At 69.1% G+C, this 19,949-nt stretch carries 17 protein-coding genes and 2 tRNA genes; 11 read left to right on the top strand and 8 right to left on the bottom strand.

The window, feature by feature from the left end; all coding sequences use genetic code 11:
- Positions 1-6: 6 nt before the first annotated feature.
- Together tig and G524_RS0112710 are read right to left on the bottom strand one after the other, a co-directional pair.
- A complete protein-coding gene (gene tig, locus G524_RS0112715; RefSeq protein ID WP_027444021.1) occupies positions 7-1,557 on the bottom strand; it encodes a trigger factor in 1,551 nt (516 codons plus the stop codon).
- 63 nt (positions 1,558-1,620) lie between these two features.
- Positions 1,621-1,705: transfer RNA gene (locus G524_RS0112710), tRNA-Leu, on the bottom strand.
- A gap of 132 nt (positions 1,706-1,837) precedes the next feature.
- On the opposite strand from G524_RS0112710, the gene G524_RS0112705 reads away from it, so the two are divergent.
- The 4 genes from G524_RS0112705 to G524_RS0112690 all read left to right on the top strand — a co-directional run bounded on the left by G524_RS0112705 (position 1,838) and on the right by G524_RS0112690 (position 4,751).
- The gene (locus tag G524_RS0112705) at positions 1,838-2,170 is read left to right on the top strand and encodes a DUF3297 family protein (protein WP_027444020.1); all 333 of its coding nucleotides are present in this window, start codon (positions 1,838-1,840) and stop codon (positions 2,168-2,170) included.
- Positions 2,171-2,221: 51 nt separating this feature from the next.
- Positions 2,222-3,679, top strand: coding sequence for a ribosome biogenesis GTPase Der (gene der / locus G524_RS0112700; RefSeq protein WP_051221234.1), 1,458 nt, complete (start codon positions 2,222-2,224; stop codon positions 3,677-3,679).
- A gap of 155 nt (positions 3,680-3,834) precedes the next feature.
- On the top strand, positions 3,835-4,266 hold the full coding sequence (locus G524_RS0112695) for a hypothetical protein (protein WP_027444018.1): 432 nt from the start codon (positions 3,835-3,837) through the stop codon (positions 4,264-4,266).
- Complete coding sequence (locus G524_RS0112690; RefSeq protein WP_245561371.1) at positions 4,263-4,751, top strand: DUF2721 domain-containing protein; 489 nt, start codon at positions 4,263-4,265, stop codon at positions 4,749-4,751. Before G524_RS0112695 ends, G524_RS0112690 begins: the two co-directional genes overlap by 4 nt.
- 67 nt (positions 4,752-4,818) lie before the next feature.
- On the opposite strand, the gene bfr is transcribed toward G524_RS0112690, so the two are convergent.
- The 4 genes from bfr to G524_RS0112670 form a co-directional block, all read right to left on the bottom strand.
- Entirely contained in the window at positions 4,819-5,301 is a 483-nt protein-coding gene (gene bfr / locus G524_RS0112685) for a bacterioferritin (RefSeq protein ID WP_027444016.1), read from the bottom strand.
- 141 nt (positions 5,302-5,442) lie between these two features.
- A complete protein-coding gene (locus tag G524_RS0112680) occupies positions 5,443-5,643 on the bottom strand; it encodes a (2Fe-2S)-binding protein (protein ID WP_027444015.1) in 201 nt (66 codons plus the stop codon).
- Between the two features lie 76 nt (positions 5,644-5,719).
- On the bottom strand, positions 5,720-7,021 hold the full coding sequence (locus G524_RS0112675; RefSeq protein ID WP_036857968.1) for a DUF418 domain-containing protein: 1,302 nt from the start codon (positions 7,019-7,021) through the stop codon (positions 5,720-5,722).
- 83 nt (positions 7,022-7,104) lie between these two features.
- Positions 7,105-8,190, bottom strand: coding sequence for an SPOR domain-containing protein (locus G524_RS0112670; protein ID WP_245561370.1), 1,086 nt, complete (start codon positions 8,188-8,190; stop codon positions 7,105-7,107).
- A 280-nt stretch (positions 8,191-8,470) separates the two neighbouring features.
- Between G524_RS0112670 and G524_RS0112660 the strand changes: the two genes are divergently transcribed.
- The 3 genes from G524_RS0112660 to G524_RS0112650 are packed head-to-tail and all read left to right on the top strand — an operon-like array spanning position 8,471 to position 11,328.
- The gene (locus tag G524_RS0112660) at positions 8,471-9,196 is read left to right on the top strand and encodes a ParA family protein (protein WP_027444012.1); all 726 of its coding nucleotides are present in this window, start codon (positions 8,471-8,473) and stop codon (positions 9,194-9,196) included.
- Positions 9,197-9,217: 21 nt separating this feature from the next.
- Positions 9,218-9,886: a type II toxin-antitoxin system HicB family antitoxin gene (locus tag G524_RS0112655; RefSeq protein ID WP_027444011.1), complete on the top strand. Its 669-nt coding sequence runs from the start codon at positions 9,218-9,220 to the stop codon at positions 9,884-9,886.
- Positions 9,887-9,933: 47 nt separating this feature from the next.
- Positions 9,934-11,328, top strand: coding sequence for a tetratricopeptide repeat protein (locus tag G524_RS0112650; RefSeq protein ID WP_051221233.1), 1,395 nt, complete (start codon positions 9,934-9,936; stop codon positions 11,326-11,328).
- Positions 11,329-11,442: 114 nt separating this feature from the next.
- On the opposite strand, the gene G524_RS0112645 is transcribed toward G524_RS0112650, so the two are convergent.
- A complete protein-coding gene (locus tag G524_RS0112645) occupies positions 11,443-12,684 on the bottom strand; it encodes a dihydroorotase (protein WP_027444009.1) in 1,242 nt (413 codons plus the stop codon).
- The gene (locus G524_RS0112640; RefSeq protein WP_027444008.1) at positions 12,681-13,697 is read right to left on the bottom strand and encodes an aspartate carbamoyltransferase catalytic subunit; all 1,017 of its coding nucleotides are present in this window, start codon (positions 13,695-13,697) and stop codon (positions 12,681-12,683) included. Before G524_RS0112640 ends, G524_RS0112645 begins: the two co-directional genes overlap by 4 nt.
- Positions 13,698-13,814: 117 nt before the next feature.
- Between G524_RS0112640 and sppA the strand changes: the two genes are divergently transcribed.
- The 4 genes from sppA (at position 13,815) to G524_RS0112620 (ending at position 19,915) form a co-directional block, all read left to right on the top strand.
- Positions 13,815-15,716, top strand: a complete 1,902-nt coding sequence (sppA, locus tag G524_RS0112635) for a signal peptide peptidase SppA (protein WP_027444007.1) — start codon at positions 13,815-13,817, stop codon at positions 15,714-15,716.
- Positions 15,717-15,813: 97 nt separating this feature from the next.
- A tRNA-Val gene (locus G524_RS0112630) sits at positions 15,814-15,888 on the top strand.
- A gap of 183 nt (positions 15,889-16,071) precedes the next feature.
- A complete protein-coding gene (locus tag G524_RS0112625) occupies positions 16,072-18,699 on the top strand; it encodes a M14 metallopeptidase family protein (RefSeq protein WP_027444006.1) in 2,628 nt (875 codons plus the stop codon).
- A gap of 124 nt (positions 18,700-18,823) precedes the next feature.
- Positions 18,824-19,915 carry an acyltransferase family protein gene (locus G524_RS0112620; RefSeq protein WP_156894095.1) on the top strand — a complete coding sequence of 364 codons (1,092 nt, stop codon included), beginning with the start codon at positions 18,824-18,826 and terminating at the stop codon, positions 19,913-19,915.
- The last annotated feature ends 34 nt before the right edge of the window (positions 19,916-19,949 follow it).

Below are 19,949 nucleotides of genomic sequence, written 5' to 3'. Positions count from 1 at the left end.
GCCGGATCACTTCTTGGCAGCCGCCTTCTTGGCCGGGGCCTTCTTGGCAGGCTTGGCCTCGCCCTCATCAGCCGGGGCGGCTTCCTGCTTGGCAGCGGGCTTCTTGGTGGGAGCCTTCTTGGCCGGCTTTTCCTCACCCGCGGGGGCTTCCTCGGCCGCTGCTTCCTTCTTCGCCGCAGCCTTCTTCTTGGGCGCATCCTTCTTCGGAGCAGGGGCAGCCTCGGCGGTGTCTTCCGCCTCGATCGCGGCCTGGAGTTCCTCGAGGGTCACCTCGCGGGTGGTGATCTCGGCCTTGTCAAAGAGGAAATCGACCACCTTGTCCTCGTAGAGCGGGGCGCGCAGCTGGGCGGCGGCCATCGGCTCGGACTGGATGTATTGCACGAAGCGCTCGCGGTCCTCGGGCCGGTATTGCATCGCCGCCTGCTGGATCAGCATCGACATTTCTTGCCCCGTCACCTCGACCCCGTTGGCCTGGCCGATCTCGGAAAGCAGCAGGCCAAGCCGCACCCGCCGCTCGGCGATGGCGCGGTATTCGTCCTTCTCCGCCTCGATCTGCTTGCGCGCGGCCTCGGGATCGGCGTCATTGGCCGCTTCCTGTTCCAGCTGGGCCCAGATCTGCTGGAACTCGGCCTCGACCATGCTCGCTGGCACCTCGAAGCTGTGGCCCGCGGCGAGCTGATCGAGCAGGGCGCGCTTCATCTGGGTGCGGGTGAGCCCGGCGGTCTGCTGTTCGAGCTGGCCGCGCATGATCTCCTTGAGCTTGTCGAGGCTGTCGAGCCCGAGGCTCTTGGCAAAATCATCGTCCAGCTTGGTCTCGGTCTCGACCTTGACCGCCTTGACCGTCACATCGAAGGTGGCTTCCTTGCCGGCAAGGTGCGCGGCCTGGTAATCGGCCGGGAAAGTGACGGTGATGGTCTTTTCCTCGCCGGTCTTGACCCCGATGAGCGCATCCTCGAAGCCGGGGATGAAGGTGCCCGAACCCAGCACCAGCGCGGCATCGGTGGCGCTGCCGCCCTCGAAAGGCTCGCCATCGAGCTTGCCGACGAAATCGATGATCAGCTGATCGCCCGCGGCGGCCTTCTTCGTCTTGGCTGCATCCTTGTAGCTCTTGTTCTGCGCGGCGATCCTGGCGAGCGCCTCGTCCACCTGTTCATCGGTGACGGGCACCACCAGCTTTTCGAGCTTCAGCCCCTCGATTTTCGGCGCCTCGATCTGCGGCAGCACCTCGAGGTTGACGGTGATCTCGGCGTCCTTGCCCTCGGCATAATCGGGATTGAGCCGCACCTCGGGCTGCATCGCCGGGCGCAGGCCCTCGTCACGCAGCAGACTGTCCACCGCCTCGCGGATGGCATCGTTGACCACCTGCCCGTGCAGCGCCGCCCCGTGCATCTTGCGGATCAGGTTGGCGGGCACCTTGCCGGGGCGGAAACCGGGCATCCGCACCTGCGGCGCCACCTTCTTGATCTCGGCATCGACTTTCTCCGCCAGCTCGGCAGCGGTGAAGGTGATCACGTAGGCGCGCTTGAGCCCCTCGTTGACGGTCTGCTGGGTCTGCATGGGAACTGGTCTTGAACCTTCTTGCAAAGAATGGCGTAAGCACGGGCCGGACCGGAGCGAACTTGGTGCGGGCGAAGGGACTCGAACCCCCACATCTTGCGATACCAGAACCTAAATCTGGCGCGTCTACCAATTTCGCCACGCCCGCCTGCCCGAACGAAGCCGCGCGGGAAGCCGTGGCCCCCCGCGCGTATTGGCCAGCGCCTCTATCCCGCTCCGCTCGAAAGAGCAAGCGCAACACGCTTGAAGGCGAGCAAGGGGGCGATTATGGGCGCGGGCGATGAGCGACCAGAACCCCTCTTTCCCGCCCGACAGCGCGCCCGAGGCCGCGCCCAACGCTTCAGGTGCCGATGTCCCGCCCGATCGCCTCGCCGTCAACCCGGCCAGCCCCTTCTTCAACGCGGAGCTGCTGCGCCGCGGGGTGGGCGTGCGCTTCAAGGGCGCGGTACGCCGCGATGTCGAGGAATACTCGATCTCGGAAGGCTGGATCAGGGTGCAGGTGGGCAAGACGGTTGACCGCAAGGGCCAGCCGCTGACGATCAAGCTCAATGGCCCGGTCGAGGCCTGGTTTGAAGATCTGGGCGAGGATCCCCCGGTGGCGCGCAAGGGCTGAAGGCCGCCCCGGCTTGCCAAAGCCCGCCATTGCGCCCACTTGGGCCGGGCCATGCCCATCCCCGCTACGCCCCCCCCCGATCCGTCCGGCCCCTTCGCGCCCGTGGCCGCCAAGCCCGAGGTCGTGATCATCGGGCGGCCCAATGTCGGCAAGTCCACCCTGTTCAACCGCCTCGTAGGCAAGAAGCTCGCGCTGGTGGATGACCAGCCCGGGGTGACGCGCGACCGGCGCATGGGCGATGCTGTTGTGGCGGGACTGCGCTTCACCGTCGTCGATACCGCCGGGTGGGAGGACGAGGACGAACTCTCGCTCCCCGGACGGATGAGGAAGCAGACCGAGGCGAGCCTCGCGGGCGCCGATGCCGCGCTGTTCGTGGTCGATGCCCGCGCCGGGATCACCCCGCTCGATGCCGAGATCGCCCGCTACCTGCGCGAACAGGCGGTGCCGGTGGTGCTGGTGGCCAACAAGGCCGAAGGCGCAGCCGCCGAGGCCGGTGTGATCGAGGCCTATGCCCTGGGCCTTGGCGAGCCGCTGGCGATCTCGGCCGAGCATGGCGAGGGCGTGGCAGATCTGTTCGGCGCGCTCTGGCCGCTGATCGGCGCCAAGGCCGAGGCCTACGAGGCAGCCGAGCAAGCCCGGCGCGCCGCCGAGGCCGAGGCCGAGGCCGAGGAACGCCCCACCGGGCCGCTCAAGCTTGCCATCGTCGGACGGCCCAATGCCGGCAAGTCCACCCTCGTCAACCGCCTGCTCGGCGAGGATCGCCTGCTCACCGGCCCCGAGGCCGGGATCACCCGCGATTCGATCGCGGTGGACTGGCAGTGGCGCGATCCCCGATCGGGCGAGGTGCGCGCGGTGCGGCTGATCGACACCGCCGGGATGCGCAAGCGCCGCAACGTGACCGAGAAGCTTGAAAAGCTCGCGGTCGCCGATGCCCGCCGGGCGGTGGACTTTGCCGAGGTGGTGGTGCTGCTGCTCGATGCCACCAAGGGGCTTGAGCACCAGGATCTGAAGATCGCCGCGCAGGTGCTCGAGGAAGGCCGGGCGCTGATGGTGGCGATCAACAAGTGGGATGTGGCCGAGGATGCGAGCAAGCTCTTCAACGGCATCCGCGCCGCGCTTGACGAGGGCCTCGCGCAGGTGCGCGGGCTGCCGCTGCTGGCGGTGAGCGCGCGCACCGGCAAGGGGCTTGACCAGCTGCTCGCCGCCGCCTTCGATCTGCGCGAGGCCTGGTCGAAACGGGTGCCGACCGCTGCGCTCAACCGCTGGTTCGACGATGCGCTCGCCGCCAACCCGCCGCCGGCGCCGGGGGGCAAGCGGATCAAGCTGCGCTACATCACCCAGGCCGGCACGCGCCCGCCGCGCTTCGTGATCTTCGGCAACCGGCTCGATCTGCTGCCCAAGAGCTACGAGCGCTATCTCGTCAATTCGATCCGCGCCAATCTCGGCTTTGATGCGGTGCCGGTGCGCGTGACGCTCAAGACCAGCAAGAACCCCTACGCGAGGGACTAGGCGAGATGCTGGAAGACCCCCTTGTGCTTGGCACCGCAGGCATAGTTTGCGGCGTTATCGTGGCCATACTCGCAGCGCGATATCGCGCCGGCGCATCACGGCGCGCTGCGGCACCTGCGCCCGCACGCGTCAGGGGCCGGATCATCGTCAGCGGGTTGAGCGCGGCGCAGACCAAGACCATCCTTGGAGATTTCGCCAGGCTCTATGATCTCGACGCACAGACCTTTGCCGCCTTGCCGACACGCGATGCCATGGAGGTGCGCTGGACGCGCGCCATCACCAGCGACATCGCGCTGTTTCTGGTCAATTACCTGACCTATCCGGGCGATCGGCAAGTTTCCGGCGTGCCACCGCAGGCGGTGGGCGTGATCGCGGTGCCCGCCGATATCGCCCACGATGGCGTGACCCCCGGCACGCTGGCCAAGATTTTCGTGCCGGAGGGCGATACCGAACATGATCTCGTCCACGCCCTCACCGCTGATGGCCGCGCCTTCCGCATCAACTTTACCCGCATGAAGTGGGAGCCTGTGGCCACGCCCAAGGCCCCCGCGCTGGCGGACAAGGTCGCCTTTGCCCTGGAGGGATGATGCTCACCGATTTGCTTTCCGCCGCCGCGCACCAGCCCTTTGCCTTCGAGATTCTCGAGCGCACCGCCTCCACCCCGCGGGTGCAACAGGTGGTGCAGCTCTCGCTCGCGCCCGCCTTCCTGCTTTCCGGCATCGGGGCGATCATGAACGTGATCATGAGCCGGATGATCTGGATCGCCCAGCGGATCGACAAGATCGAGGACCGGATGGACGATCAGCGAAGCGCCCGGCAGGTGCGCGAACACGCCTGGCTGATGCGACGGCGCAAGCTCGCGCAGGGGGCGATTTTGTTCTCGACCGCCGCGGCGGTGATCATCAGCGCGGTGATCATGCTGCTGTTCGTCTCGGCCTATATCAAGGCGCAGATCGGCACGATCATCGCGATGCTCTGGGTGCTCACCATGGTGCTGCTGGTCACTGGCCTTGGCTTCTTCCTGCTCGAGACCCGGCTGGCGGCGGTGGGCGCGCAGGCAAGCGAGGATTAGCGCGCAAGAACGGGCAGGCGCCGCGCCCGGCCCTGCCCACCCGTAGTGCAAACCTTCGTGTAAGCCCCTAGCTGTCGCCCGCGGGCGCGCTTTGCAGCTGGCAGTAATTGGCAAGGCCCATGCGCTCGATCAGCTCGAACTGGGTTTCGAGAAAATCGACATGCTCCTCCTCGTTCTTGAGGATATGGGCGAACAGATCGCGGCTCACATAATCCCGCACGCTTTCGCAATATTCGATCGCATCGCGCAGCAGCGGGATCGCCTCGTGCTCGAGCGCGAGATCGGCCTTGAGCACCTCTTCGACCGTCTCGCCCACCTTGAGCTTGTGGATCGCCTGGAAATTGGGCAGCGCCTCGAGGAACAGGATGCGCTCGGCCAGCTTGTCGGCGTGCTCCATCTCCTCGATCGATTCGTGGCGTTCATAAGCGGCGAGCTTCTTGAGGCCCCAATTGTCGAGCACGCGGTAATGCAGCCAATACTGGTTGATCGCGGTGAGCTCGTTGGTGAGCGCCTGGTTGAGATAGTCGATGACCTTGGGGTCGCCCTTCATCGCCTGTGTGTCCCTTGCGAAATGTCAAAGCCGGCCAGCGGCAACAGCGCCATTGTAACCGCATGCCACGGCCCACCGCAAGGGGGCGGCGATCAAATCTCTTTATGAATCATATATTTGCGAGCGGTTCGCAATCGCGGCTCAGGCCGCTTCTACTGCGAGGAACTCGCAGGCCGCCGCCGCCCGGACCGCCTCGATGAATTGCTGCGCCTCGCCAAGGCATTGGCCGCAATTGGGGCGCTTGCCGAGGCAGGCATAGGTCGCCTCGGCATCGCCATCGCAGGCAAGCGCGGCCTTGCGCAAATCATTCTCACGAATGGCGTTGCAGATGCAGATATACATGGGCGCGCGAATCTTTCCTGCGAGGCGTTTGCAGGCGCGAATATATGCGAATTATTCTCAATAACAAGTGAGAAAATCACCGGCGCAGCGCGAACATCCGGCGATAGGTGAGGCAGCGCCACAGCCATTCGAGCGGGCCATAGCGATAGCGATCGAGCCAGGGCTTGGACCAGGCCAACATCACCACCCAGGCGAGCAGCATCACCAGATAGAGCTGCGGGCGGTTCAATTGGCCGAAAAGTCCCAGCGCCCAGCCGTGGAACACGAACATCATCACCACCGAGGTGCCGAGATAATTGGTGAAGGCCGCCCGGCCCGCGGCGCGCACCCGCTCGCCCAGCCAGCCGGTCGCACCGGGGGCATAGGCCACCAGCAAGGCGGCCAGGCCCAGCACCATCCACAGCCGGGGCAGCGGGCTCCAGGCGATCAGGGCGGCCAGCGTGACGTAATAGGTAAAGCCCCCGGCCTTTACGACAAGGCCAAGCGCAAGATGGGCGAGCCCCCCCGCAATCACCCCGGCCCAGCCCCAGCGCAGCAGCTTGGCCCGGGCAATTCCCCCGGTGAAGAAGCCCAACCGATAAAGCGCCATGCCGATCAGCATCAGCGGCAGGGTTTCAAAGCCGAACAGCGCCGCGTTCTGCAGCGGCTCGCTCCATTGCTCGGTGATCCGGTGCGCCACCAGCCCGGCATAATCGCCCTCGCGGATCAGCGCGCTTGGCACCGCATCGCGCGCGAGTGCGGTGTCGATCTCGGCGATGAGGGCGGCGCGCTGGGCGCGCATCTCGTCCGTGCTCTCGCCGAGCGGAGTATCGACGATTGCCCAAGGGAAGCTGAGGCCGAGATAGACCACCACCCCCAGCAGGTAACCGCCAAGCCCCGTCACCAGCTGGGCCTTGATGCTCCAGCGCATGCAAAGGAGCGCGATGAGGCCGTAAAGCGCGTAAAAGGCAAGGATATCGCCCGGCCAGATGAAGAAGAAATGCACCATCCCGAAACCGAGCAGGATGACGAGCCGCCAGGCCTGGAGCCAGCGGGTGGCGCCCTTCTCCCAGGCCTTGTCCATGAACAGCACCATGCCCGCGCCGAACAGCAGGGTGAACAGCCCGCGCATCTTGCCATCGATAAGCACGAACTGGGCAATCCACAGCCACCCGCCCGGATCGCCGGGATCGGTAAGGAAAGCGGCGGGATAGAGATAGGCGGCAAAGGGCTGGCCGAAGGCGATGATATTGGCCCCGAGAATGCCCATCACCGCGATCCCGCGGATGAAATCGAGCGTGTCGATTCGCTCGCCTGCCGCGGTCGGCGCGAGCGCGGCTGCGGCGGCCGGCTGGTTCGCATGCAGCTCGGCCGCCCGCGCTGGCATTGTCTCGTGCATGGCTGATCCCTGGCCTGGTTGTCCGGGGCAGCATAGCAGGCGCGCTGGCTTGGGAAAGACCCGCCGGCGGCGCGGCCGACGCCTTAGCCCTGGCCGGCCACCACGCAGGCCTGGCCGTCGCGCTTGAGCGCCGCGCAGGCGCGCGCGGCCTCGGCCTCGCTGGCAAAGCCGCTGGCGACAAGACGGGTGAGATTGCCGCTGGGAACGAGCACCTTGCGCGTGCCCGCAAGCGCGACGTGGCCGGAAATCTGGCGCCACAGCTTGTCGGCATTGGCGGCGATGCCGAAGGCGCCAAGCTGCACCCGCCAATTGCCCCCACGCGGCGCGGCGCTGGCAAGCGTCGCGGCGGCGGGGACAGGCAGGGGCCGGGCCGCGGCACCCTGCTGCGCCGCCGCGGCGGCAGGGGTGATCACGGGGGGCCGGGCTTGCGCCGCTGGGGCCGGCACGGGCCGCGGCGCCGGTGCGGGTGCGGCCGCCATCGCGGTGGCAGGCGGGCTCGCCACGGCGCTGGCCTGCTGGGGGGCTGCCGGGAGGGTCGCCAGTTCGGCGGCGGCCAGCTCGGCCGAACGCTGCGCCTTGGCCCCGGCCTCGAGCTCGCGCGCCAGCACCTGCGCCTGCGCGCGCTGCGCCTGGGGCACGAACTTGTCCATCTGCGCCAGCGCATCGCGCGCCTGCGGCAGGCCCGCCCCGCTTGCCAGCGTCAACAGCGCATAGGCGCGCACCCAGTCGCGCGGGGCATAATCGGCGTTGAAGTGCGACAGGCCCAGCACATATTGCGCGCGCGGATCGCCGCGCTCGGCAGCGGCGCGGATGAGGGGCATGGCGCGCTCCTGCTCGCCTTCCTGGAACAGCATCAGCCCGAGATTGTCGGCCGCCTTGACATGGCCCTGGCGCGCGGCCTCCTCGTAGAGCTTGCGTGCGCGGGCATTGTCACGTTCCACCCCGCGGCCAAGGCGATAGGCCTGGGCGAGGTTGAACAGCGCGTCGGGATCGCCCTTGGCCGCCGGGCCCTGCCATTCCACCACCGCGCGGGCATAGTCCCCGGCGCTCCAGGCATCGACCCCGGCCTTGACATCGGCGCGCGCCGGCGGGCTGACGAGCAGCAGCCCCGCCCCTGCGAGCGAGAGGATGGTAAGTGACCTGAGCATGATCGTCCTGCTGTGTGCCATGGACAGCCTCGCTTGCGCCCCGGGGCGCGTGATTAGCGCCTCCCTGTTAGCCGAACAGGGTTAGCAAATGGTTGCCCTGCCCCCCCGCGGGAGTGGCGCGGATCGCCGCGATGGCGGCGCGCAGGCGGGCAAGGCAAGGCAACATCCGGGAAATGCACGCGCACGGCCCGTCGTTAACTCTAAATTAGGGGTATCCTGCGATCCCGATGGCCATCCAGTCGCTGGCGGCGGCCGCAATCGGGCGGCGCTGCAGCCAAGCTATCCATGGGGGACCCTGGCGTTGCGTGTACTTGCTTTGGCATCGCAGAAAGGTGGATCGGGCAAGACCACCCTGTCCGGTCATCTCGCCGTCCAGGCCCAGCGCACGGGCGCCGGGCCGGTCGTGCTCATCGACATCGACCCGCAAGGCTCGCTTGCCGACTGGTGGAACGAGCGCGAGGCCGAGTTTCCCGCCTTCGCCCAGACCACCGTGGCGCGGCTGGCCAATGACCTGCAGGTGCTGCGCCAGCAGGGCTTCAAGCTGGCGGTGATCGATACCCCGCCGGCGATCACCATGGCGATCCAGTCGGTGATCTCGGTGGCCGAACTGATCGTAGTGCCGACCCGCCCCTCGCCCCACGATCTGCGCGCCGTGGGCGCCACGGTCGATCTGTGCGAGCGCGCGGGCAAGCCGCTGGTGTTCGTCGTCAACGCCGCCACCCCCAAGGCCAAGATCACCTCGGAAGCCGCGGTTGCGCTGTCACAGCACGGCACCGTGGCGCCGATCACCCTGCACCACCGCACCGATTACGCCGCGGCGATGATCGACGGGCGCACGGTGATGGAGGTCGATCCCGAAAGCCGCTCGGCTGCCGAGATCGCCGCCTTGTGGCGCTATGTCGCCGACCGGCTCGAGAAGAACTTCCGCCGCACCGTCTTTGCCGCCGCGCCCAATGGCGTGGGACAGCCGCTTGGCGGCGTGCCGCGCCCGGCAGGCGGATTCGGGCGCCGGGTGGCGCAGCAGTAATTGGCAAGGAGGGCAAGGGCGATGTCCGAATCCGGGTTTGCCTCGCTCGGCCCGTCCCTGCTGGCGCGCAAGGGCGGCGCCAGGCCCGCGATGCGACCGCAGCTTGCCCCGCTGGTCGAAAGCCCCGCAAGCCCCGCCGCGATCCCCGAGGACAAGCTCGAGGATCTCGGCTGGAACGATATGGGCCATGATGGCGGCCACGAGGGGGCCGGGGCCGAAAGCGGCGCGGTGGTGCCGCTCAGCGGCACGCTCACGCCCGAGCAGCTGGCCGCCAGCCCCAGCCCGATCGTGGTGCGCCAGCAGCGCCGGCTCGAGCAGCGCGTGCTTGCCGATGCGGTGATGACCGGGCCTGAAGACCGCGATCCCGACGCCGAGGAATGGGACGAGGAGGAAGGCAGCGAAGGCTTCGAAGGCGATGAGGGCGATGGGCCCTTCGCCGCCGAGGCCGCGCCCCACCGACCCGCCCCGCCGGTGGCGCCGGCCCCGCGCCGGCCGCGCGGCGCGGCGCTCGCAGCCGGGCGCCGGGCAGCCTTCACCCTGCGGCTCGATGCCGAGCGCCATCTCAAGCTGCGCCTTGCCGCCACCGTCCAGGGCGTGAGCGCCCAGGCGCTGGTGACCGAGGCGCTCGATCGCCTGCTCGCCGAATATGGCGCGCTCGATGCCATCGCCAGCCAATTGAAGCGCAACTGACCAACCACGCCGCACCACCGCCCACCAGCAAGGATCACACGGGGGATATGACCATGGAGAGCAGCATCACGACGAAAGGCCGCCACCCCGCCGCGCGCCGTGCGCTGGCGCTTTCGGGCGCGCTGGCCGCGCTGGCGCTGGGCGGCTGCATGACCGCCGCGGCTGCACCGCGCGCCGATCTGTCCTTTGCTCAGGCCCAGAGCGCGCTGAGCAAGGGCAAGATCGAGGCCGCTATCGCCCACGCCGAAGCGGCGGTGCTGGCAGAGCCGCGCAATCCGGGCTTCCGCGCGCTCCTCGGGGCGGCCTATCTCGAGGCCGGGCGCTTCCAGGCGGCGGCGACCAGCTTTGGCGATGCGCTCGACCTTGGTGACCAAAGCCCGCGCACGGTGCTGAGCTTTGCCCTTGCCAAGATCGCGCTGGGCGAGAAGCGCGCGGCGCTCGCCGTGCTCGATGATTATGCCGCGGCGATCGACCCGGCCGATCTCGGCCTCGCGCTGGCGCTCGCTGGCCAGCCGGAACGCGGGGTGCACGTGCTGGTGAACGCGGTGCGCAGCAGCGAGCAGGCCACCCCCAAGCTGCGCCAGAACCTTGCCTATGCCTATGCGCTGGCGGGCAATTGGCGCGCGGCACGGGTGATGGCGGCCGAGGACGTGCCCGCCGACCAGCTCGACGCGCGTCTTGCCCAATGGGCGGCAAGCGCCGCGCCCGAACAGTTCCAGCAGCGCGTTGCGAGCCTGCTCAAGGTCACCCCGCGGCCCGACAGCGGCCAGCCGCAGCGCCTTGCGCTTGCCAATTTCCCGGCCGCCGAGACCTTGGTTGCCGAGGCCGCGGCCCAGGCGCCCGCGGCGACGCTGGCCGAGGCGGCGGGCGTTGAGCCTGAACCTGTCCCGGCGCCGGCTGCGCCTGCCACCCCGCGCTTTGCCGAAGCCTTTGCCGAGCCGCTGCCCGCCCCCGCGCCGGCCCCGGCTCCGGCTCGGGCAGGCGAGGCGGGATCGGGCCTGCGCTTCGTTTCCAACCCGGTGGTGCAGCCGCTGCCCGCGCGCGCTGCCCCGCGCGCCCAGGCGGCGCCGCGCCTTGCCGCCGCGCCGGCCAGCCGCGCGCCGCGCGCCGCCGGCGCTGCTGCCAGCGACAGCGACAAGGCCGCGGCCACCCACCTCGTCCAGCTTGGCGCCTATGACAGCCGGATCGAGGCCGAGCGCGGCTGGAACCTCCTCCAGGCCAAGTTCCCGCAGCTCAAGGCGCACAAGCCGGTGATCACCGAGGCGGTGGTCGGCGGGCGCACCTTCTGGCGCGTTGCGGCCGAGGGCTTTGGCCCGATGAGCGCGCGGGCGATGTGCAGCACGGTGAAATCAGCCGGGCGCGGCTGCTTTGCCTATGCCGCCACCAACCCGCCCGCCGGCGCGGTGACCCGCGACGTGCGCATGGCCGCGCGGATGAAGTAGGCCCCTTTTCCTTTCCTCTTGAGCAAGACCCTGTGCCCCCGCAGCGCCCAGGCGCCTGCGGGGGTTCCTTTGCGCGAGGGAGGTGTGCGAGCGGCGCGGGCGGCGGCGCCGCGCTCAGCCCGGCAGGCCGAGCCGCACCCCGCCCTTCCACAACGCCCGCACGCGCCCCTGCGTGCCCAGCCGATCGAAGGGCGTGTTGTCGGCGCTGGCTTCCATCTTGCGCCGGTCGATGATCCACGGGGCTTCAGCGTCGATCAGGGCAAGATCGGCCTCCCGCCCCACCGCCATTTCGCCCGCCGGCACGCCCATCAGCCGCGCCGGGTTGCGCGCGAGCAGATCGAAGGCGCGCGACAGATCGATGAGGCCATCGCGCACCAGCCCCAGGGTCAGGGCGAGCAGGGTTTCGGCCCCGGCCATGCCCGGTGCGGCATCGGCGAAGGGTAGGCGCTTGTCCTCGGGCCCGCGCGGATCGTGGCCGCTGGCGATCACGTCCACCGTGCCATCGGCGATCGCGGCCAGCGCGGCCTTGCGGTCGGCCTCGCTGCGCAAGGGGGGCGAGAGCCGGGTGAAGGTGCGGAAATCGGCGGTGGCAAGATCGGAAAGGAGGAAATGGGCAGGCGTGATCCCGCAGGTCACCGGCAGCCCCCTGGCCTTGGCGGCGCGCACCAGATCAAACCCGCGCGCGGTGGTCACCTGGCGGATATGGAGCCGCGCGCCGGCCAATTCGGCCAGCGCCAGATCGCGCATGATCGCCAGCGCCTCGGCCTCGGCCGGGGCGGCCGGCAGCCCGAGCCGGGTGGCGATCTCGCCTGCGGTTGCCACCGCCGCGCCGACAAGGCCGCCATCCTCGGCATGGGTGACGACCACCATGTCCAGCATCGCGGCATATTCCAGCAACCGCAGCATCACCCCCGAATCGGCGATCCAGCCGCGCCCGGTGGCGACCCCGCGCGCCCCGGCCTCCTGCATCAATGCCAGTTCGGCCAATTCCCGACCGGCTAGCTCGCGCGTGGCAGCGGCAAGCGGGTGCACCCACAGGTCTGGCTTGCCGCTCTTGGCGATGAACCCCACCCGGCTCGGCAGATCGAGCGGCGGGGCCTGATCGGGCATCAGCGCCGCCCGGGTGATCCCGCCGAAATGAAAGGCGGGCTTGTCCACCGCAAAGACCCCGAAATCGATGAGGCCCGGGGCGACGAGCTGGCCCCTCGCATCGGTCACCTCATCGCCCTCTTGCGCGGCAACATCGCTTCCCAGCGCGGTGATCACGCCATTCTCGGCGCGCAGCGCGCCGGTGATCACGCCGGTGGGGGTGACGATCCGGGCGCCGGTGATGGTGAGCGCGCGGGCCTGCCTCATGCCCAGCCCTCCACCCCGCGCGCCGCGCGGGTGAGGATGTCGAGACAGGCCATGCGGATCGCCACCCCCATCTCCACCTGGCGGGTGATGAGCGAGCGGCCGGCAAGGTCAGCGACCTCGCTGTCGATCTCGACCCCGCGGTTCATCGGCCCGGGATGCATCACCAGCGCCCCGGGGCGGGCGAGCGCCAGGCGCCTGGTGGTAAGCCCATAAAGGTGGCGGTATTCGCGCGCGCTCGGCACGAACTGGCCGCTCATCCGCTCGGATTGCAGGCGCAGCATCATCACCACCTCGGCCCCTGCGAGCGCGGCATCGAAATGGTGGAACACCTCCACCCCCATCGCCTCGATCCCCCGGGGCATCAGTGCCGGGGGCGCGCACAGGCGCACTGTGGCGCCGAGCGCGGTGAGGCACAGGATGTTCGACCGCGCCACCCGGCTGTGGAGGATATCGCCGCAGATGGTGACGGTAAGGCCGGTGAAATCCTCCGCCGCCTCGCCCCGCGCGGCCAGGGCATGGCGCAGCGTGAGCGCATCGAGCAGGGCCTGGGTGGGATGTTCGTGGCTGCCATCCCCGGCGTTGAGCACCGGGCAATCGACCTTGTCGGCAATCAGCCGCGTGGCGCCGGACGAACCATGGCGGATCACGATCGCATCGGCGCGCATGGCGTTCAGGGTGATCGCGGTGTCGATCAGCGTCTCGCCCTTCTTGAGGCTCGAGGTCGCCGCCTGCATGTTGACCACATCGGCCCCGAGCCGCTTGCCGGCGATCTCGAAGGACAGGAGCGTGCGGGTCGAGTTTTCAAAGAAGGCGTTGATGATCGTGAGGCCGGAAAGCAGGCCGCAATGCTTGCTCGGCTGGCGGTTGAGCGCCACCCATTGCTCGGCCTCGCCCAGCAGATAGAGGATCTCGTGGCGTTGAAGCTGGGCGATGCCGGTCAGATCACGGTGGGGAAAAGCCAGCCGACCGGGAGGAAAGCGGCCCGCGGGGGCGGAAGAAGCGGTGGTGCCCATCAGCGCCCAGCCCTTAGTCGAGCCGCATCCGCCGCTCAAGCCGCAGCGTAGGCTTTGCCATGGAACTTGCCCGCCAATGCCCCTAGATGGGCAGGCGCTGCACAAGGAAGCTTCTGCATGAATTTCGTCGACAAGGTCTGGAAAATCCTGGTCGGGATCAAGGACGGCCTCGTCCTCTTGTTCATGCTGCTGTTCTTCATCGGCCTGTTCGCCCTGCTTTCGGCTCGGCCCCACCCCGGCACGGTGCGCGAAGGGGCGCTGCTGCTCGCGCTCGAGGGCGTGGTGGTGGAGGAAAAGTCGCTGCTCGATCCGCTCGAGACCCTGCTTTCGGGCACCGCGCCGGTGAGCGAATACCGCGCCCGCGACATCATCCGCGCGCTCGATGCGGCTGCCACCGACTCGCGGATCAAGGTGGTGGTGCTTGATCTCAGCACCTTTCTTGGCGGCGGGCAGGTGCACCTTACCGAAATCGGCGAGGCGATGGACCGGGTGCGCAAGGCGAAGAAGCCGGTGCTCGCCTTTGCTCGCGGCTATGCCGATGATCACATGCTGCTGGCCGCCCATGCCAGCGAGGTCTGGCTCGATCCCCAGGGCCTGGCGATCATCGCCGGGCCGGGCGGCACCAACCTCTATTATGCCGAACTGCTCGACAAGCTCAGCGTCAAGGCCCACGTCTATCGGGTCGGCACCTTCAAGTCGGCGGTGGAGCCGTGGTCGCGCAATGGCATGTCGGAGGAGGCGCGCGCCAATATCGGCGGCGTGCTCGGCGCGCTGTGGGAGGAATACCAGGCCAATCTCGCCAAGGCCCGCCCGCGTCTTGCGCTGGGCAAGGTCACCGGCGATGTGATCGGCTGGATCGGCGCGGCGGGGGGCGATCTGGCCGATGCCGCGCTTGCCGCCGGGCTGGTCGACAAGCTGGGCGATCGCATCCAGTTTGGCGAGCGGGTGGCCGAAATCGCCGGCAAGCCCCCTGGTGACGAAACGCCGGGCGCCTTTGCCGCGAGCGAACTTGATTCCTACCTTGCCGATCTCGGCCCGCCGCGCGGCGGCAAGGCGATTGGCGTTGTCACCATCGCCGGCGAGATCGTCGATGGCGAGGCCGGACCGGGGATCGCCGGGGGCAAGCGCATCGCCGATCTCCTCGATGCCGCGCTCGCGCAAGACCTCGCCGCGCTGGTGGTGCGGGTCGATTCGCCCGGCGGCTCGGCCACCGCGGCCGAGGAGATCCGCCGCGCCATCGACCGCCACCGTCAGCGCAAGATCCCGGTTGCGGTCTCCTTTGCCAATCTCGCCGCCAGCGGGGGCTATTGGGTGGCGATGGCGAGCGACCGGATCTTTGCCCAGCCCGCCACCATCACCGGCTCGATCGGGGTCTTCGCGGTGGTGCCCACCTTCGAGGGCAGCGCGGCGCGCCTCGGCATCAGGGCCGATGGCTATCGCACCACCCCGCTTTCGGGCCAGCCGGACATCATCGGTGGCTTTTCGCCCGAGATGGACGCGGTGCTGCAAGGCTCGATCAGCGCAAGCTACCGCGATTTCATCACGCTGGTCGCGCAAGGGCGCAAGCTCGCGCCCGAAAAGGTCGAGGCGATTGCCGAAGGGCGGGTGTGGGATGGCGGCGCGGCGCGCCAGATCGGGCTGGTCGATGCCTTCGGCGGGCTTGACGATGCGCTCGCCTGGGCCGCGGCCAAGGCCGGGCTCAAGGAGGGCGAATGGCACCCGGTGTTCCTTGGCGCGGCGAACGAGGGCTATGATTCGCTGATCCGCAAGCTCCTCACCCGCCGCGGCACCGGCACCCCGGCGGCGCAGGCGGGCGCGGGCGGCGATATCTTCGCCCTGGTTGCGGCGCGCAACGCGGCGCTAGGCGCCCGGCTGGTCGATGATCTGGAACGGCTGACGGGCACCCGCGGGGCGCAGGCGCTGTGCCTCGAATGCCCGGCGCTTCCCGCCGCCCGGCAGCGCAAGCAGGACGAGCCGGCCGGCCTCCTCGCACTGCTCGCGGCGCTTGCTGGGCGCTGAACGCCAGGGAATCGCCCCACGCATCGCGCCAGCGCTTGCCAAGCGCGCAAGGCCGCATTAAAGGCGCGCCCCTGTCCGGGGCCGATGGCCCCACGGCGGGCGCGTAGCTCAGCGGTAGAGCACACCCTTCACACGGGTGGGGTCACAGGTTCAATCCCTGTCGCGCCCACCATTTCCTTGCCTTCTTGCTTCACGGAAATGGCCCGGCCCCCGCGCTGCGGCGGGCAGTTGGTGGTGCGCCTCTGCTCACCATAGCCTTCGTCATTTGCCCCATCCGGCTTGACCTTGGCCGCACCGGCGCGGCAAGGCTCGCCCCTCACGCGCGGCAAGTGGCGGCGCATCACAAGGGACAGGCATGGTGAAGAAGGCTTCGGCGGGAGCGTTGGCGTGGCTGGTGCTGGCCCTGGGCGCAGCGGCGCCGGGGGCGGCGCAATCCTTCCGCGAGGGGCAGTTCGATCCGGCGATCCCCACGCTCACCGCAATCGCGGGCCATGCCCCGGGCACCCGCATCACCTCGCCCGATCAGACCTATGCCTATCTCGAGGCGCTGGCCAAGGCCGCGCCCGATCGGGTGCGGCTGGTGCGCTATGCGACGAGCTGGGAGGACCGCCCGCTTTATTACCTCGTGATCTCCGCGCCACAGAACATCGCCCGGCTCGAGGCGATCCGCGCCGATCTTGCCACCATCGCCGCCGGGCGCCCGGGCAATGGCAGCGCCCTGCCGGTGACCTGGCTTGCCTATGGCGTCCACGGCAACGAGATTTCTTCCACCGATGCCGCGCTGATGACAGCCTATCACCTGCTCGCCGCCACGGGCGATGGCGAGGTCGAGGCGATCCTGCGCGAGACCATCGTGGTGATCGATCCGATGCAGAACCCCGATGGGCGCGCGCGCTTTCTCGCCAGCTTCCTTGGCGCGAGCGGGATCGTGCCTGCTGCCGACCGCCAGGCCGCCGAGCACGATGAGCCCTGGCCGAGCGGGCGGGTCAACCACTACATGTTCGATCTCAACCGCGACTGGTTCACGCTCTCCCAGCCCGAGACCCGCGGCAAGGTGGCCGCGATCCGCCAGTGGAACCCGGTCGTGGTGGTCGATCTGCACGAGATGGGGGGCGATCAGACCTATTTCTTCAGCCCTGCCGCCGACCCGCTCAACCCCAACCTCTCGCCCGCGCAGCTGCGCGCCTATGAGCTGATCGGGCGCGCCAATGCCGCCGCCTTCGATGCCATGGGCGAGCCCTATTTCACCCGCGAGGTCTATGACCTGTTCTATCCCGGCTATGGCGACACCTGGAACGCGCATCACGGCGCGATCGGCAGCACCTATGAGCAAGGCTCGGCGCGCGGGCTCGTCTTCGCCCGGCGCGACGGCACCACGCTCACCTATGCCGACGGGGTGAGGAACCACTTCACCGCCAGCCTCGCCACCGCCGCCGCCGTGGCCGCGAACGCCCGGCGCTTCCTTGCCGATTTTGCCGCCTATCGCGCCGCCAATGCATCCGGGGCAGCCGGGCGCGGCGCCTATGTGATCGACCTTGCCAGGCGCCGCTGGAATGCCGAGCGGCTCGGGCGGCGCCTGGCCGAACAGGGCATCACCGTGCTGCGCCGCGACGGGCCGGCAAGCCTGTGCGGGCGCAGCTATCCGGCGGGATATCTGGCGGTGCCGCAGGCCCAGCCCGCCGCGCGGCTGGTCGCCAGCCTGCTCGCGCGCGACACGCCGCTGCCGCGCGCCTTCATCACCGAACAGGAGCGCCGCCGCGCCGAGGACCTGCCGCACGAGCTTTACGACGTGACCGCCTGGTCGCTCGGACCGATGGCGGGGGTGGAGGTGGCGCTATGCAATGCCGCGGCCAGCGGCGCCCCGGTGAGCGCCGAGGCCCCGATCGCGCCGCGCGCCGAAGGCCAAGGCAGCTTTGCCATCGCCGTGCCGTGGAGCGACAGCGGCCAGGCCCGGCTTGTCACCCTGGCGCTGCGCGAGGGGATCGAGGCGCGCGTCACCGACAAGGCCTTCACCGCCGAAGGGCGCCGCTTCCCGCGCGGCACGGTGGTGTTCCTCGCCGGGGCCAACAGTGCCGAAAAGATGGCCCGGCTGGCCGCGCTCGCCCGCGAGGTCGGCGCCCACACCGTCGCGCTCGCGAGCGGCTGGGTCGAGGATGGCCCCAATTTCGGCAGCGAGAGCTTTGTCCGCCTCACCCTGCCGCGGGTGGCCGTGGCCTGGGACGAGGGGATCTCGCAGCTCAGCGCCGGGGCGCTGCGCTATGTGCTCGAGCAGCGGCTCGGCCTGCCGATCACGCCGATCCGCACCCGCCGCCTCGCCCGGGCCGACCTTGCGGAGTATGACGTGCTGCTGGTGCCCGAGGGCGCGCCCGCAGGCGTACTGGGCGAAGCCGGGCAGCGCACCATCCGCGATTTCGTGCGCCGCGGCGGGGTGCTGGTGGCGATCGGCGAGAGCCTCGATGCCTTCAGCGAAGGCGACAATCCCCTGCTGGCGGTGCGGCGCGAGGCGGCGCTGGGGCGCAAGCCCGACGAGGCCGAGAAGAAAGACAAGGGCGCGCTGGCCGAGGGCCGCGCGATCGCGAGCGAGGCCGAATATCGCGAGGCGATCAAGGACCAGGCGGCCCCGCCCGACGAATTGCCCGGCGCGCTGCTCAAGGTGGTGGCCGAGCGCGATCATTTCCTTTCTGCGGGTTATGACGAGGGCGCGGTGGTGCTCGCCACCGGCACGCGCATCTACACCCCGCTCGGGCGCGGCGATGGCACCAATGTGCTGCGCTTTGCCGCGGCCGACAGCCTGATCGCCAGCGGCTATGTGTGGCAGGAAAACCAGCGCCAGCTCGCATTCAAGCCCTATCTCATGGCCCAGCCGCAGGGCCGCGGGCTGGTGATCGGCTTTGCCCATGATCCTTCCACCCGCGCCTATCTCGAAGGGCTCGACCTGCTGCTTGCCAATGCGTTGCTGGTGGCCCCGGCGCGGGTGCGCTGAGACCGCCGCGGGGGCGCAGCGCCGCCCGCCATGACGCGCGCCTGGCCTTGCGCCGTGCCTTCATCCTTCTATACCTCATGCGACAGCGGCGCGCCGGGCACCAGGCGATCACGGGGGGCGGACCTTGAACCAGCAAGCGCAGGACGGGTTGTTGCGGGGCATCCAGTATCTGCGCTTCGTGGCCGCGCTGATGGTGGTGCTGGCCCATGCCTGGCAGATGGTGCCGATCGTGGGGGAGGGGGGTAGCCTCGTCGGCCCCAGCTTCCCCGGCGGCGCGGCGGGCGTGGACCTGTTCTTCGTCATCAGCGGCTTCATCATGGTCTATATCACCAGCCAGCGCCCGGTTGGCCCGGGGCAGTTCATGCTGGATCGCGCCGCGCGGATCGCACCGCCCTATTGGTTGATCACGCTGCTGATGGCGGCGGTGCTGATGGTTGCACCCGGCGTGTTCCGCTCGGCCTCGTTCGACATCGCCACGCTCATCACCTCGCTGCTGTTCATTCCCTGGCCCAGCACGGCGGTGCCCGGCACGGCGCCGCTGCTGCAGATCGGCTGGACGCTCAATTACGAGATGCTGTTCTATGCGATCTTCGCGCTGGCGATGCTGATTGCGCGCGAACACCGGATCGTGATCGCAGCCGGCGCGATCCTTGCCCTGGTCTCGATGCAGCTGTTCATCCCCAATGACAGCAACGATTTCTTCCAGTTCTATTCCTCGACGATCATGATCGAGTTCGTGTTCGGCATGGCAATCGCGCTCGTCCTCCAGCGCTATCCGGTCAGCCCCCGGCTGGTGGCCGCGGCCCTGCCGGTGGCGCTGGCGATCTGGCTCTATTCGCTGTCCTTCGATGTCGGCCGGCTGAGCCAGACGCGGTTCCTGATCTGGGGCCTGCCCGCGGCGCTGGTGGTGGCCTCTATCGCCGCACTCGATCTGCGCAGCACGGTGCCGCTCAACCGCACCCTACTGCTGCTCGGCAACGCGTCCTACGCGATCTACCTCACGCACCTCTTTGCGCTGGGAGCGGTGCGCAAGGTCTGGCCGATGATGCCCGCCATGGTGCAGCAAAGCGACGTGCTGCTGCTGCTTTCAGCAGCGCTGCTGGCGCTGGCGGTGGGCGTGGGCTTTTATCTCTATGTCGAAAGGCCGCTGGTAAAGCTCGCCAAGTCCGCCGCCCACCGGCTTGCGCGCGCGCGCATCGCTGCGATCGCGAGCTAGGCCGGCGGCGGCGCCCGCTCTAGGAAGCGCGCGG

It is taken from the genome of Erythrobacter cryptus DSM 12079, from assembly GCF_000422985.1.
GTDB lineage: Bacteria > Pseudomonadota > Alphaproteobacteria > Sphingomonadales > Sphingomonadaceae > Erythrobacter > Erythrobacter cryptus.
The sequence above is the reverse complement of the archived record's forward strand: the minus strand, read 5'-3'. Positions and strand labels throughout refer to the sequence as shown.

What these genes read in the sequence shown, in the direction of transcription:
- tig (WP_027444021.1), bottom strand. Translation starts at nt 1,557, where the DNA reads ATGCAGACCCAGCAGACCGTCAACGAGGGGCTCAAGCGCGCCTACGTG.
- G524_RS0112705 (WP_027444020.1), top strand. Translation starts at nt 1,838, where the DNA reads ATGAGCGACCAGAACCCCTCTTTCCCGCCCGACAGCGCGCCCGAGGCC.
- der (WP_051221234.1), top strand. Translation starts at nt 2,222, where the DNA reads ATGCCCATCCCCGCTACGCCCCCCCCCGATCCGTCCGGCCCCTTCGCG.
- G524_RS0112690 (WP_245561371.1), top strand. Translation starts at nt 4,263, where the DNA reads ATGATGCTCACCGATTTGCTTTCCGCCGCCGCGCACCAGCCCTTTGCC.
- bfr (WP_027444016.1), bottom strand. Translation starts at nt 5,301, where the DNA reads ATGAAGGGCGACCCCAAGGTCATCGACTATCTCAACCAGGCGCTCACC.
- G524_RS0112680 (WP_027444015.1), bottom strand. Translation starts at nt 5,643, where the DNA reads ATGTATATCTGCATCTGCAACGCCATTCGTGAGAATGATTTGCGCAAG.
- G524_RS0112675 (WP_036857968.1), bottom strand. Translation starts at nt 7,021, where the DNA reads ATGCACGAGACAATGCCAGCGCGGGCGGCCGAGCTGCATGCGAACCAG.
- G524_RS0112670 (WP_245561370.1), bottom strand. Translation starts at nt 8,190, where the DNA reads ATGGCACACAGCAGGACGATCATGCTCAGGTCACTTACCATCCTCTCG.
- G524_RS0112655 (WP_027444011.1), top strand. Translation starts at nt 9,218, where the DNA reads ATGTCCGAATCCGGGTTTGCCTCGCTCGGCCCGTCCCTGCTGGCGCGC.
- G524_RS0112650 (WP_051221233.1), top strand. Translation starts at nt 9,934, where the DNA reads ATGACCATGGAGAGCAGCATCACGACGAAAGGCCGCCACCCCGCCGCG.
- G524_RS0112645 (WP_027444009.1), bottom strand. Translation starts at nt 12,684, where the DNA reads ATGAGGCAGGCCCGCGCGCTCACCATCACCGGCGCCCGGATCGTCACC.
- G524_RS0112640 (WP_027444008.1), bottom strand. Translation starts at nt 13,697, where the DNA reads ATGGGCACCACCGCTTCTTCCGCCCCCGCGGGCCGCTTTCCTCCCGGT.
- sppA (WP_027444007.1), top strand. Translation starts at nt 13,815, where the DNA reads ATGAATTTCGTCGACAAGGTCTGGAAAATCCTGGTCGGGATCAAGGAC.
- G524_RS0112625 (WP_027444006.1), top strand. Translation starts at nt 16,072, where the DNA reads ATGGTGAAGAAGGCTTCGGCGGGAGCGTTGGCGTGGCTGGTGCTGGCC.